Genomic DNA, 14,003 nt, shown 5'->3' with positions numbered 1-14,003 from the left:
TGAGCACCGTGAAGTAGAGGTTGTAAAAAAGCTGTCTTTGCATCAAGCGATAAGAGCATCCAAATAAAACAGCTCCTCACGTTTTTCGTTGGGTTGGGCTTATTATCGTAGATGCAAGCTTTTGAACACCGTTTAACGAGAGGTTGTAACAGAAGTGGTCAGATGCAATAAATAAGAAGAAACTTACGAAAATTATTTCTCGAATTTGTGTGAGATTTCGACTTATTTTTTTGAAGAAGCTCTTTTGTCGCACCCCCTAAGGAGGCAGTTTTAATAAATGAAAAAAGATGTGGGGAATATAGATGTCTAAAAAAGGATCAGTTTTACAAAAATGTCTTCAGATCATGCCCATTATTGGTCTGTTTTTTTTCTTTGTGTTGATTCTTTATGCTTATCATCATGGGATTTTTCGATCGAGCACGTCTTTGCAAGCGTTTATCCAGCAATTTGGCAAGTATGCAGTGATGATATTTGTTCTGTTGCAAGTGATCCAAGTGATCATTCCTATTTTGCCGGGAGGGATCTCCTCAGTAGCGGGCATGCTGATGTTTGGCAATGGATTTGGGCTTTTATATAGTTGTATTGGCCTAGTGATTGGGGAAGCAATCGGATTTTTGCTTGTCCGTTACTATGGCGTAGCCTTTGTCCAGCTTATTTTATCGCCAAAAAAGTATCAGAAATTTGATGAATTGCTGACAAGAAAAACGAAAGATATTAAAAAAGTACTAGTTGTTACCTTGCTGCTTCCCTTTGCGCCAGACGACTTGATCTGTCTAGTAGCTGGTTTGACGAAATTATCTTTTAGGGAATTTATGCAGATTGTGATTTTCTTGAAACCATGGTCGGTGGGTGTGTATAGCATGATCATGCTCTTTTTATTCCATCAAGCGCAAGGTCATTTATAATGTAAAAAAGGACGTGGGTGTATGGAAAAAATAAAAGTAACAGAAAATGAACTGGATGAGCTGATGGCAGTCATACAAGAAGTATGGCCGGAAGCTTTTGTGCCGATCATTGGTCAAAAACAAGTGGATTACATGCTGAAAACTTATCAGTCAAAAAAACAGATTCAAAAAGAACTGACAGAAGGTGTGTCCTACTTTTTATTAAAAAGCGAAGAAAAGACTGTCGGTTACACTGCTTATGAAGAGATAAATGGAAAAATTTATTTAAGTAAATTATATTTGCTAAATAAAGTACGTGGTCAAGGATTGACTTCTTCAGTTTTTCGCTGGTATGAAGAACTTGCTGCGCAAACAAAGGAAAGAGAGATCTTTTTGCGAGTGAATCAGGGGAATCATCAAGCAATCGAGGTTTATAAGCATGAAGGATTTGAGATTACAGAAGAACTTATTTCAGATATCGGTCAAGGATTTCAAATGGTCGATTATAAAATGAAAAAAGCTCTCGCATAAACATAGGAACTGTGTTAAAGTAAATTTATGCGACGGGTCGAGAAGGACTCTGGTTTACAGAGCTCCTAATTGATTTTGGAGGCACAGGATAATTGATTTCTATCTTTATCACCTGCCGGATGCAGGGGTGTCGGGCAAGACTTTTGTGGAGAAGGGCTTGTCTGCTTGAGTAATCAAGTACCGTAAAAATGCAGAAAGAAGCTTATGCTTCTTTCTGTATTTTTTTTTACAAGAATATATTCTGTAAAATTGGTTTATTTCCCCTTTAATGCTAAAATCGAAGAGCAGATTAGTTATAAGACTGTTTAAGGAGCCATTGTCATGTTCGAAAAACTCAAACGATTTGGGCGTAATTTTACACAAACAACGCCCTTTATCTTAAGTAACACGGTTATTTTTATTCCTTATCTTTTATTTTTGGGACTAACAGACTCGCATAATTGGCTGACGATTTTGCCATTTACGCTGTTTTATGCCTTTCGGATGACTGGACTATTTTTAGTCAACAGTCTACGATTTGGTCTAGATAGTTACACGTTGCTGATGATCGCTCTGCTGATTGGTGGTGCTGGTTCATTGCTTGGAATATTAGGCGTATTTTATTTTCCTTTATTTTATTTTTCAAGTGTTTTGCTAGGGCTGAGTGCAGCATGGCTTGTACCTGCTAATACCACGGTCAATTTTCACGAAAAGACGCAAGGTTTTATCAATATGGATGGGAAAAAGTACTTATTTGCAGCTATCTGGCTATTTCTCCTGTATCAAGCGATTGAGTTGCCTGCACCGACTCAGATTGCAGCAAGCTTTACTATTTATACACTTTTTTACGTCATGGCCTACCATACGGTTAGTCATTATCCGCGTTACGAACTGGATTTCAAAGACATCAAAAGAAATCTGGTAGCTACGCGAGAGCTTGTTTTATTTTTGATATTCTTTGGCTTATTGTTTCTTTTGAGAAATGCCCGATTGTTATTCGATGAAAGGCTTTTTGATCTTGCTATTTATGGTTTCTTGCTGCTGTTCATCTTGTTCGTGTTTGTTTTAGGACACCAGAAGAAGGAATGGAAGTTGCCAAGCTGGCTAAATCTGTTTACTTTTCTAAATGGAATGCTAGGGAATTTCCTTTTTTTATTTAGCAGTTTTTATGTTGGCATAATGTACGGATTAGAAAAACTTTCGATTTTTATGTATTTGCCTTATGCAGCAGGCTTGATTGCAGCAAAAATAGTCGGACCATGGATTTTGAAACGTTTAACATGGTCTCCATTGGCTATGCAATTGCTTGGACTGAGTTCTTCTTTATTGGTCCTCTTGATTCCAAATGGTTTTGCGATAGGTGTCTTTCTGCTTAGTTTCTGGCACGTAGTAACAGGCAGCTGGCTAAATAAGGAATATTATCAAACTGATGCAGCTATTCCAATGGATCGCCGGATCGTTGTCAAGTATACTACTCAAAATAAAGGGAGTGTGATCCACCAGTTTTTATTGATGACGCTTTTGTTTGTTTTAGCAAAAGAAATGGGAGAGCCAATCCATCTATTATTGATCACGCTGAACCATGAATCAGTGCCGATAGAAAGTGTACAACTGCTTATCTTGGCAAAATGGATCAATGTTGGTCTTTTACTGAGCGGATTAGTAACTGTTTATCATTTATGGAAGAAGGCGAAAAAGAATGAGGCTATTCATTGATGGAGATGGTTCTCCAGTAAAAGAAGATGTCATAAAATTAGGAGAATCCTATGGTCTTGACGTGGTTATCGTGACCAGTGTGGACCATTATACGACCAAAGAATACGCTAATCATGTCCAAATCGTCTACGTAGACCGCGGAGCTGATAGTGCGGATTATAAAATCGTCGGTATGGTTAAGAAGAATGACTTTTTGATCACGCAAGATTATGGTTTAGCTTCACTTGTATTGCCGAAGGGCGTCCGAGTGTTCCATCACTCTGGAAAAGAATTTGACGAAGCGAATATCGGCACGCTTCTAGAACAACGTTATCATAGTGGAAAGTTAAGAAAAGCTGGCATAAGGACAAAGGGTCCAAAACCCTTTACGGAGAAAGATCATATGTCTTTTTGTCAAGCGTTAAAAAAGGCAATTGACCAAGGTTTACCAAGTACAGAAGATAGTAGGTAACGAAGGTATTTTATTTATGCTCGAATACATCAAAAAGGGAACAGGGAAACAGGATAAATGTGCTCCATGTTCCTTTTTGATTGTTCTTATTACTGGGTGCAGAACAGCTTTTTCACATTTTTTATTCTCGGTGCTTCAGAAGTAGCCTCTTCGAAAAATAAGCCGAATTTTCACAAAAATTTGAGAAACAATTTATGCAAAATCCCTTCTTATTTCTTGAAGCTGATTCTTTCTGTCACAACCTTTTTCTACTTTTTCCTCTTCTTATACATTTGGATCAATGCATCGATTGCCAAAAAAATAATGACGAATGCGGCAATAGCATACGTAAATATCCCTAATAAGGAAACGACCTCTGCGTTTTCTACAGGTGCTGCTTGGACAAGCAGGGAGGACCCTACGATCAATGCAGCTAAAATCATACCGAAAACAAGCCGATTGATCATACTTTCGATCCTGCTCAATAATTTGTCTTGCTTTTTCAATTCCAAATTGACTTTTCCTTGTCCCGAAGTCCACATTTCTAATAGATGGTGGAGCTGTTGAGGGATCTTAGGCGCAGCCTTCATCCCTTCCAATAAGTCTAATCCGCTTTGTTTCAATGTATCTTCTACATCCAGATGAGTGAGAAAATAATGTTGGGCAAAAGGCGAAGCGACTTCCATGAGGGAAACTTCAGGGTCAAGGACGCGGATCACCCCTTCTAATGTCCCAAATGCTTTCAGCAAAAGCGTGATATCACGATCGAACTGCAGATTATTTTGATGACAAATCGTCACGACGTGTGTGAATACTTCTTGCAAGTTGATTTCATCAATAGGAGAATCATAATACTGTTCAAGAAAACTTGTCAGTTCTTGGTGGAACCGACTTTCATCAAACGAGCCTTCTTGCTGACAAAGTCGAAGGACCGCTTTTTCGATTCGATAAGCATCTTTCGTATACAGCGCTAAAACGGCTTGTGTGAGTTTTTGCCTAAGTCCTGCAGAAAGATGCCCCATCATACCAAAATCGATGTAGTTGATGGTATATGGCGCAACAGGGTCTTCTGTAGAAGTGGAGGCTCGAAAAGCAAAGGAACCGAACTCTTTTTCATGGACTATTTCAGTTTTTCGGCTAGCTTGTGTCTGTTCTTCTTTTGTTAGTACATGGAATAGCAGATTCCCTGGATGAGGATCAGCATGGAAAAAACCATCATCAAATACCTGTTTCATAAAGTTCTCAACTAAAAGCTTTGCAACTTCTTGTTTCAGCTGCTTGTTTTGAATTCCAGTGATAAAAGTTTCAGTTTTGTTTTCGGCGTTCATTAAATGGTTCAAGTTTTTACCAGACATTTCTTCCATCACGATCACTTTTTTCGAACAAAAAGCGTCATAAATCTTGGGGCTGCGGATCTCTTTCCAGCCATTGTTCTTTTGATAGAATTGTTCGCCATTTTGACTTTCTTTTAAGAAGTCCATTTCATTGATCAAGGAACGTTTTACTTCTTGGAGTACCCCTTTTAGATCAACTACGCTAGTTTCAGGAATGTATTTGATCAAAGGGATCGCTCGTTCAAATAGTTGAAGATCAAGTCGGATCTCTTCGGCGATGTTAGGGTGTTGGATCTTAACGACGACCGAGTCACCGTTCTTCAGCTTGGCACGATGAGCCTGCCCCATAGAAGCAGAGGCAAAAGGCGATTTGGAAAAATCATCGAATATATCTGATAATGAAAGAGAAAGTTCTGTTTCGATCGTCTTTTTGACCGTTGAAAATGTGTCGCTAGGTACACTATCTTGTAATGTTTTGAATGTTTGAGTGAAGGCAGAAGAAAGCAAATCTTCTCGAACAGAAAGCATCTGTCCTATCTTAATGAAGGTGGGGCCTAGTTCTTCAAAGGCTTTTTTTACCTGTTCGGGATTTTTTTGCTGTACAAAGTTTGGCACTACATTGTAATTGATGAACACTCGAATGATTTCTGCCAAGCGGCTACGTGGATTTGTTTGCGCCATCATCATCCCTCCTTTTCTTTATCATAACTTTTTATAAAAAACGGGACAAATAATCTAGCTGACAAAAAATAAATGACGTTTGTTCTTTTAGAAACCAACTCGTTTTTTTATAAATAAGTTATTCGTTTATTTTTGTTTTGTGCTAAAATATGAGAGTAAATCACTGAACGATTTAGAATACAGGAGGACAATCTTTTGAAGATTACTTTACTATATGGCGGACGCAGCGCAGAGCATGAAGTTTCCATTCTTTCCGCATTTTCAGTTTTAAATGCCATTTATTATAATTATTACCAAGTTCAACTCGTATTTATTACAAAAGAAGGACAATGGGTCAAAGGTCCATTACTAACAGAAAAACCTGCTAGCAAAGATGTCTTGCATCTTTCATGGGACCCAAGTGGACAGACAGAGGAAGGCTTTACAGGAAAAGTGATCAATCCGGGAGAAATCAAAGAAGAAGGAGCCATCGTTTTTCCAGTTTTACACGGGCCAAACGGGGAAGATGGAACGATCCAAGGCTTCTTAGAGACATTGAATATGCCTTATGTCGGCGCAGGCGTATTGACCAGTGCATGTGCCATGGATAAAATCATGACCAAGTATATTTTACAAGCTGCTGGTGTGCCGCAAGTTCCTTATGTACCAGTACTTAAGAATCAATGGAAAGAAAATCCTAAAAAAGTATTTGATCAATGTGAAGGTTCTTTGCTTTATCCGATGTTTGTCAAACCTGCGAATATGGGTTCTAGTGTCGGCATTACAAAGGCAGAAAACCGAGAAGAGCTGCAAAATGCTTTAGCAACAGCCTATCAGTATGATTCTCGAGCAATCGTTGAACAAGGAATTGAAGCGCGCGAAATCGAAGTTGCTGTATTAGGAAATGAAGATGTTCGGACGACTTTGCCTGGCGAAGTCGTAAAAGACGTAGCATTCTATGATTATGAAGCCAAATATATCAATAATAAAATCGAAATGCAGATTCCAGCCGAAGTGCCGGAAGAAGTTTATCAAAAAGCGCAAGAGTACGCGAAGTTAGCTTACACGATGTTAGGTGGAAGCGGATTGAGCCGGTGCGATTTCTTTTTGACAAATAAAAATGAATTATTCCTGAATGAATTAAACTCTATGCCAGGATTTACGGAGTTCAGTATGTACCCACTCTTATGGGAAAATATGGGCTTGAAATACGGTGATTTGATTGAAGAACTGATTCAATTAGGAATGAATCGATACCATCAGCGTCAATCTTTTTTTGAAAAAAATGAATAAAGAGAAATAAAGAAGAAGCTGGAGTGATTGCGTAACCGCGTTCATTCTAGCTTCTAAATACGAATAGAGAAATTTACTTGGAAGTGAGAGTCATGCGAACCCGCCGTTTAGGCCAAACGCTTTTTTCACAACCTTTTTTAGGAGAGATCTCAATGAATCTAACAATACAAGAAATTGCACAAGCCGTGGGCAGCGAATGCTCTGCACTGACAAAGATTACCAATGTCGAATTTGACAGCCGGAAGATAACCGAAGGAAGTTTATTCGTTCCTCTTGCTGGTACGCGAGATGGACATGAATTTATCCAGCAAGCGATCACAAACGGAGCATCTGCTTCATTTTGGAGCTTGCCTGTTGAACAAGCTCCAAAAGATTTTCCAGTTATTCCTGTAGCAGATCCTTTGAAAGCCATGCAGCAATTGGCAACCTATTACTTGGAAAAAGTAGGCGCAGAAGTCGTTGCAATTACAGGAAGCAATGGTAAAACCACCACGAAAGATCTAACCGCGTCTGTCTTGTCTGAAAAATACAAAACATATAAGACGCAAGGAAATTACAACAATAATATTGGTCTTCCTTACACGATTTTGCACATGCCCCAAGATACAGAAAAGATCGTCTTGGAAATGGGCATGGATCACGCCAATGAAATCACGGAACTTTCACTTATGGCTCAACCAAAAGCTGCAGCAATCACAATGATCGGTGAAGCACACATAGAAAATCTTGGGTCGCGAGAAGGAATCGCTAAAGCCAAAATGGAAATCACTGACGGACTTGTACCAGACGGATTACTCGTTGTGCCCGCAGATGAACCGTTGCTGACACCTTTAACGGCAACATTAGTACAAACAGTCACAACATTCGGTATTGGAAATGGCGATGTTCATGCGGAAGTGACAGCAAAAGGAAAAGCACAAACCGATTTTGTAGTAGAAGGAGAAACATTTACGATCCCGCTGCCTGGAAGTTATAATGTAACGAATGCTTTGATTGCGTATACGATCGGGCGCTTCTTTGGACTGTCCATACCTGAGATACGCCAAGGGCTCGCCCATGTTTCTATCACTCAAAACAGAACCGAATGGCTAACGGCAGGAAATGGTGCAGCTATTTTGAGCGATGTCTATAATGCAAATCCAACAGCCATGGGACTGGTATTAGATACTTTTAAAAATCTACCAACAAAAGGACGCAGAATCGCTGTGTTAGCAGATATGCTGGAATTAGGGAAAGAGTCTTTAAATATGCATGCGCAAATGAGTGAACATATCGATCCTGAGAAATTCGCCATGATTTTCCTTTATGGGGAACAAATGCATGCACTAAAAGAAGAATTGAACCAAAAATACCCCCAACTACCTGTGTTCTATTTTGAAAAAGAAAAGAATAAATTGATTGATGCTGTAAAACAAAATCTTGAAGCAACAGATAGTATTATGCTAAAAGGCAGCAACAGCATGGGCTTATTTGAAGTGGTAGAACAGCTTCAGCAAATGAAATAAAAATCTGTAAACTTGCAGAAAACGAAAAACTATGTTAGAATAACCTATTGCCGAAAGATGAAGAGAAATTGGACTGGTTTTGCCATAGAAACAACTTGTTGAAGCCAGATGTCATAATAATGATAAAGCTGAACGCGACCCGTTTGGCTTTTCTAATGCCTAAACTTCGCAAAGTGATTTTTCGGTGGTGCCACAGGGGCTAAGAATGGATAAAAACGTGCGTGGCCACTGTCAAAAAGAAACAATACACTTTGACCGAACAAATCGACGGGGTAGCAAAAAAGCTACATCCTCAGTTAACAACCATATAGGAGGATTCATTTGAAATTTAAAGAACTAGAATTATCACCAGAATTGTTGAAATCAGTCGAACGCGCTGGTTTTGAAGAAGCAACACCTATCCAATCAGAAACGATTCCACTAGCATTAGCTGGAAAAGACGTTATTGGACAAGCACAGACAGGTACAGGGAAAACAGCTGCATTTGGATTACCAATGTTAGAAAAAATCGATCCAGATCGTCACGAATTACAAGGTTTAGTTATCGCACCAACACGTGAATTAGCTATCCAAACACAAGAAGAATTATATCGTTTAGGGCGCGACAAAAAAGTACGTGTACAAGCCGTTTACGGCGGAGCAGATATTGGCCGTCAGATCCGTGGCTTGAAAGATCGTCCACATATCGTTGTGGGTACACCAGGACGTATGCTTGACCACATCAACCGCCACACATTGAAACTTGGAACCGTTCAAACATTAGTTTTGGATGAAGCAGATGAAATGTTGAATATGGGCTTCTTGGAAGATATCGAAAAAATCATTTCACAAGTTCCTGATCAAAGACAAACATTACTTTTCTCAGCAACGATGCCGCCAGCTATCAAGAATATTGGCGTTAAATTCATGAAAAATCCACATCATGTGAAGATCAAAGCGAAAGAAATGACAGCTGACTTGATCGATCAATACTATGTCCGCGCAAAAGAATACGAAAAATTCGATATCATGACTCGCTTGTTTGATGTTCAAACACCTGAACTAACAATCGTCTTCGGACGTACAAAACGCCGTGTAGATGAATTGGCACGCGGATTAGAAGCACGCGGTTACCGTGCAGAAGGAATCCATGGCGATTTGTCTCAACAAAAACGAATGAGCGTATTGCGTTCATTTAAGAGCGGTCATTTAGATATCCTTGTAGCGACAGACGTTGCTGCACGTGGATTAGATATTTCAGGTGTCACTCATGTGTACAACTATGATATCCCTCAAGATCCAGAAAGCTACGTTCACCGTATCGGACGTACAGGCCGTGCCGGAAAAGGCGGTATGTCTGTGACTTTCGTTACACCAAATGAAATGGACTACTTGCATGTGATTGAAAACTTGACGAAAAAACGGATGACGACTTTACGTCCACCAACCGAAAAAGAAGCATTCAAAGGTCAATTAGGTGCTGCAGTTGAACAAATCGAAACAAAACTTGCAGAAAATGGTCTAGATAAATACCTGCAAACAGCAGATAAATTATTAGAAGAATATTCTGCACAAGATTTAGTTGCACTTTTGCTAAAAACGACAGCAAAAGATCCAGCTGATGCAGTGCCAGTGAAGATCACACCAGAACGCCCATTGCCAATGCAGAAAAAAGGATACAATAAAAATGGCAAACGTGGTGGCGGAAACAACCGTAATCGTCGTGACGGCGGTAATTATCGTGGAAACAAATCAAAAGGCGGTTATAGCAAAAATAATAACAGCCAAAAAGATGGCGGTAAACGTCACAATGATAAAAAACGCGGATTTGTAATCCGTTCAAATAACGATTAAACATAAAATGAAAGTTTCTCTTTTTTAAGAGAAACTTTCATTTTTGTTATTTGTGGACTTATTTGTGGCAAAATGGTTATAATTTGGTAGAATGAGAGTGTTCTAAATTTATTGAAAAGAGAAAAGCATATGATAAAAGGAATTGGGATCGATGCAGTCGAACTTCCTAGGATCACTCGGCTGATCGAAGAAAAACCAAAATTCATTGCACGAATCTTGACCTCTGATGAAATGAAACTATTCCAGTCCTTGCCTTTTCATCGCCAAGTAGAATTTTTAGGCGGGCGTTACGCTTGCAAAGAGGCTTTCTCTAAAGCTTGGGGAACTGGGATCGGAAAAGTTACCTTTCAAGATGTCGAGATTTTAAAAAATGAAAATGGTCAGCCTGTTGTGACGCGTTCACCTCATGAAGGCAATGTATGGGTCAGTATTACTCATACAAATGAAACAGCTTTTGCACAAATTATTTTGGAAGACTAGAAAGAAGGAAAAACGATGGTTGTCGCTTGGCACCGCCCAACGAAAGCAGTGATACATAAAAAAGCTATAACTGAAAATGTAGCAAATGAAGTTGCAAGACTTCCGCAAGGAAAAGAATTGTTTGCAGTAGTAAAAGCAAACGGATACGGTCATGGAGCTATTGAAACAGCTGAGGCAGCAGTTGCAGGTGGAGCTTCGGGCTTTTGTGTTTCAAATTTAGATGAAGGAGTCGAGTTGAGAGAAGCTGGATTTACTCAGCCCATCCTTATCTTGAATATGGTTCCTTACGACGCACTGACTGTAGCTGTTGCTCATGATTTATCAGTAACTGCAGGTACACGGGAATGGTTGCAGGCAGCAGCTGCTGTTTTAGAGAAAAGTAAGCTAGAGACGCCTCTTTCGATTCATCTAAAAGCAGACACTGGGATGGGTCGTATCGGATTTTGTACACCTGAAGAAGTAAAAGAGGCAGCTGCATTCATCAAAGAAAGTCGTGTATTAGAATGGGAAGGTTTATTTACCCATTTTTCTACAGCAGATCAGGCAGATGATACATATTGGAATCTGCAAAAAGAACGCTTTATAGAAGTGCTAAAAAAACTTCCCGAACTTCCTCGATATATACATGTCAGCAATAGTGCAACGGCTTTATGGCATGATGAAACAATCGGCAATATGATTCGTTATGGAGTAGCAATGTACGGACTTAATCCCTCTGGGCACGCACTACCGGAAGTTTATCCATTGCAGCCAGCACTTGAGCTGGTTTCTGAATTAATTCAAGTCAAAAAACTCCCAGCAGGTGAAGGAATCGGCTATGGAGAAACATATATCACTCCTGAAGCAGAGTGGATCGGAACGATACCGATCGGTTATGCAGATGGCTGGCCACGAAAGATGCAGGGTTTTTCTCTATTGGTAGAAGGGAACTACTGTGAAACGATTGGGCGTGTATGTATGGATCAACTGATGATCCGATTGCCTCAAGAATTTCCTGTCGGAACAAAAGTGACGCTTATCGGCAAAAATGCAGACAAAGAAATCACTATGCAGGATATAGCAGATCAATTAGGTACGATCCACTATGAAGTGGCTTGCGGATTAGGACAGCGGATACCAAGAGAATATCAAGAATAAGGAGGATCCTATGGTAAAAAGAGGAGATATTTATTTTGCTGATCTTTCTCCAGTCGTGGGATCGGAGCAAGGCGGAACACGCCCAGTTTTGGTTATTCAAAATAATCTAGGTAACCATTTTAGCCCGACGATCATTGTTGCGGCCATAACGGCAAAAATGGCTAAACCTAAGCTTCCGACTCACATTGGGATCAAAGCTACTGGAACAGGAATAGAAAGAGACTCCGTTATCCTGTTGGAGCAGATCAGAACGATCGATAAATCAAGATTGAAAGAAAAGGTCTGCCATTTGGATCGACCCATTATGGCAGAAGTTGACCGAGCATTGAAAATTAGTGTGGGTATCGAAGCACTGACTCCTGTTACTAAATAAATATAGCGAAGTAACCATGCAGCCTTTACATATAAAAAAGGACCAGCTGTGCGTAAAAAAAGATACGTCTGCTTCTAGTACCAGCATTTCTGCTAGAAGAAGCGAACGTATCTTTTTTGATGATCCAAGGAGTGGTCCATGCGCCCTCCTCCTTTATATTACAGCCAGACTTGGATTACCAGCTGGCTTTTTTTACTCCTGGAATCAAACCTTTATGTGCTAATTCACGGAATTTTATACGGGACATCCCGAATTTACGCATGTATCCGCGAGGGCGTCCATCGATCAAATCACGATTTTTCAATCGTTCTGGACGAGCATCTAAAGGAAGTTTGCGCAAGCCTTCGTAATCTTTTTGCGCTTTTAATTCCTGGCGTAAAGCAGCATAGCGTTCAATCGTTTCTTGCTGTTTTTTTGCTTTGGCAATCTTTGATTTTTTAGCCATCAACAAATTCCTCCAATTATTTTTTATTAGCGTAAATCGTAATCTTTACGCTTTTAGATAAATAATTTAACACGTTTCGCGAAAAAAGACAATTATTTTGTTTTGAATCATGCGCCAAAACGAAAAGACATTTTTTTTGTCAAAATAAAGGCATAAACGTAAACTTAAAGAAAAAGGGAGATGGTGACCATGCGAAGATTTGCAATTAACGGTTACGGAGAAGCACAAGATGTTTTTGAAGAAATCGATGCTCATCCCAGAGAAGTCGGTTCTGGACATGTTCGTGTAGAAATAAAAGCATTCAGTGTGAATCCTTATGATGTTGCCTTGCGTTTAGGAGAAATGAAAGAGATACGAACATTGAAATTCCCTTATGTACCAGGTAATGATGGCGCTGGTATTGTGACAGAGATTGGTTCAGATGTCACAACTGTTCATGTAGGTGATCGAGTAGCTGTCCATGCAGTCGGCGGGACTTACGGAGAAGAAGTCGTGTTGCCATCAGCAAAAGTAGCAAAAATTCCAGATAAAATGAGTTGGGAAGAAGCAGCCGGAATGGTCACGCCAGGAATTACGGCTTATAATCTAATCAACCATTTGACGGAAATCCAGCCGACAGATACTGTAATGATACTAGGAGCATCAGGTGCGGTCGGGTCAAGTCTGATCCAGCTTCTCCATGAAAAGGGAATCCGAATCTTAACCAGTGCATCCAGTAAAAGTGAGGAAAAGGTAAAAAAATTAGGAGCTTCAGCATTTGCTGCTTATGATAAAACAAATCCAGGTCTGCAATTTGCTGATCAGGCAGACCTTGTAATCGATGCGACGAAAGGAAGTATCAAAGGAGAAACCGGCATCCAGATCATGAAACCAGGCGGCAGGTATGTTGCATTAAATGACCTCCCAGATCTAGATTTGCGGCAAAAAAAGGAAGGCTTTTATGAATCGTTTGTTCCAAGAAAGGAATATCTAGATGCAGAAGCCTTTGCTGGCATAATCAAAGCCTACCAAAAAGGAGCCTTTCATGTTTTTATTTCAATGAATCTGTCTGCTTCACTTAAGCATGTCATCCAAGCACATCAGCTAGTTGAAGGACATCCTCCTGCTGGGAAAATCATCCTGTCATTCGAAAAATAAGAAATACAGGAATAAAAAACGAAAAAAGCTGAAACATTTTTGTAGGGGCAAAGACAAAAAATGTTTTAGCTTTTTTGCGTATACGTATAATAGATAAAAACTTTGGCATAAAATTATCTTTCCCTTTTATTTCATGATAAAGTAAAGGCTGTAATCCTTAATTATTTCTCAATATACCCGTGGTGCTAGTTAATTTTTTCCTAGAGGAAAATGTCTAAACATGTTGGTAAATCAACAAAAAAACGCATATAGTAGTCTCAAAACTC

The 14,003-nt window shown here is 39.6% G+C and carries 13 protein-coding genes; 11 read left to right on the top strand and 2 right to left on the bottom strand.

The features are described 5' to 3' along the window. Positions 1-302 precede the first annotated feature (302 nt). The 4 genes from DIZ30_RS06085 (at position 303) to DIZ30_RS06070 (ending at position 3,561) form a co-directional block, all read left to right on the top strand. Entirely contained in the window at positions 303-905 is a 603-nt protein-coding gene (locus tag DIZ30_RS06085; protein WP_002294220.1) for a TVP38/TMEM64 family protein, read from the top strand. A gap of 21 nt (positions 906-926) precedes the next feature. Continuing rightward, positions 927-1,415, top strand: a complete 489-nt coding sequence (locus DIZ30_RS06080) for an N-acetyltransferase (RefSeq protein ID WP_002296548.1) — start codon at positions 927-929, stop codon at positions 1,413-1,415. A gap of 321 nt (positions 1,416-1,736) precedes the next feature. Beyond that, entirely contained in the window at positions 1,737-3,110 is a 1,374-nt protein-coding gene (locus DIZ30_RS06075) for a hypothetical protein (RefSeq protein WP_002294217.1), read from the top strand. Continuing rightward, positions 3,094-3,561 carry a YaiI/YqxD family protein gene (locus DIZ30_RS06070; protein ID WP_002294214.1) on the top strand — a complete coding sequence of 156 codons (468 nt, stop codon included), beginning with the start codon at positions 3,094-3,096 and terminating at the stop codon, positions 3,559-3,561. The genes DIZ30_RS06075 and DIZ30_RS06070 overlap by 17 nt, the downstream gene beginning before the upstream one ends. A gap of 248 nt (positions 3,562-3,809) precedes the next feature. On the opposite strand, the gene DIZ30_RS06065 is transcribed toward DIZ30_RS06070, so the two are convergent. Continuing rightward, positions 3,810-5,555, bottom strand: a complete 1,746-nt coding sequence (locus DIZ30_RS06065; RefSeq protein ID WP_002317554.1) for an AarF/ABC1/UbiB kinase family protein — start codon at positions 5,553-5,555, stop codon at positions 3,810-3,812. A gap of 195 nt (positions 5,556-5,750) precedes the next feature. Between DIZ30_RS06065 and DIZ30_RS06060 the strand changes: the two genes are divergently transcribed. From DIZ30_RS06060 to DIZ30_RS06035, 6 genes are all read left to right on the top strand, one after another. Further along, positions 5,751-6,827 carry a D-alanine--D-alanine ligase gene (locus tag DIZ30_RS06060; protein ID WP_002293424.1) on the top strand — a complete coding sequence of 359 codons (1,077 nt, stop codon included), beginning with the start codon at positions 5,751-5,753 and terminating at the stop codon, positions 6,825-6,827. Positions 6,828-6,979: 152 nt separating this feature from the next. After that, the gene (murF, locus tag DIZ30_RS06055; protein ID WP_002317074.1) at positions 6,980-8,332 is read left to right on the top strand and encodes a UDP-N-acetylmuramoyl-tripeptide--D-alanyl-D-alanine ligase; all 1,353 of its coding nucleotides are present in this window, start codon (positions 6,980-6,982) and stop codon (positions 8,330-8,332) included. 321 nt (positions 8,333-8,653) lie between these two features. Further along, positions 8,654-10,165: a degradosome RNA helicase CshA gene (gene cshA / locus DIZ30_RS06050; RefSeq protein WP_002294211.1), complete on the top strand. Its 1,512-nt coding sequence runs from the start codon at positions 8,654-8,656 to the stop codon at positions 10,163-10,165. Positions 10,166-10,294: 129 nt separating this feature from the next. After that, positions 10,295-10,645: a holo-ACP synthase gene (gene acpS, locus DIZ30_RS06045; protein WP_002296554.1), complete on the top strand. Its 351-nt coding sequence runs from the start codon at positions 10,295-10,297 to the stop codon at positions 10,643-10,645. Between the two features lie 15 nt (positions 10,646-10,660). Next, on the top strand, positions 10,661-11,782 hold the full coding sequence (alr, locus tag DIZ30_RS06040; protein WP_002294207.1) for an alanine racemase: 1,122 nt from the start codon (positions 10,661-10,663) through the stop codon (positions 11,780-11,782). A gap of 10 nt (positions 11,783-11,792) precedes the next feature. Further along, entirely contained in the window at positions 11,793-12,155 is a 363-nt protein-coding gene (locus DIZ30_RS06035; RefSeq protein ID WP_002289874.1) for a type II toxin-antitoxin system PemK/MazF family toxin, read from the top strand. A gap of 175 nt (positions 12,156-12,330) precedes the next feature. Here the strand turns inward: DIZ30_RS06035 and rpsN are convergent, their stop codons facing one another. Further along, the gene (gene rpsN, locus DIZ30_RS06025) at positions 12,331-12,600 is read right to left on the bottom strand and encodes a 30S ribosomal protein S14 (RefSeq protein WP_002293413.1); all 270 of its coding nucleotides are present in this window, start codon (positions 12,598-12,600) and stop codon (positions 12,331-12,333) included. 189 nt (positions 12,601-12,789) lie between these two features. Here rpsN and DIZ30_RS06020 point away from each other — a divergent pair, with 189 nt between their 5' ends. Next, the gene (locus tag DIZ30_RS06020) at positions 12,790-13,737 is read left to right on the top strand and encodes an NADP-dependent oxidoreductase (protein WP_002298358.1); all 948 of its coding nucleotides are present in this window, start codon (positions 12,790-12,792) and stop codon (positions 13,735-13,737) included. The last annotated feature ends 266 nt before the right edge of the window (positions 13,738-14,003 follow it).

Origin of the sequence: Enterococcus sp. H57, assembly GCF_003112495.1 — a bacterium.
Classification (GTDB): Bacteria; Bacillota; Bacilli; order Lactobacillales; family Enterococcaceae; genus Enterococcus_B; species Enterococcus_B faecium.
Note: the sequence above shows the minus strand (reverse complement) of the source record. Positions and strands in the feature narration are given on the sequence as shown.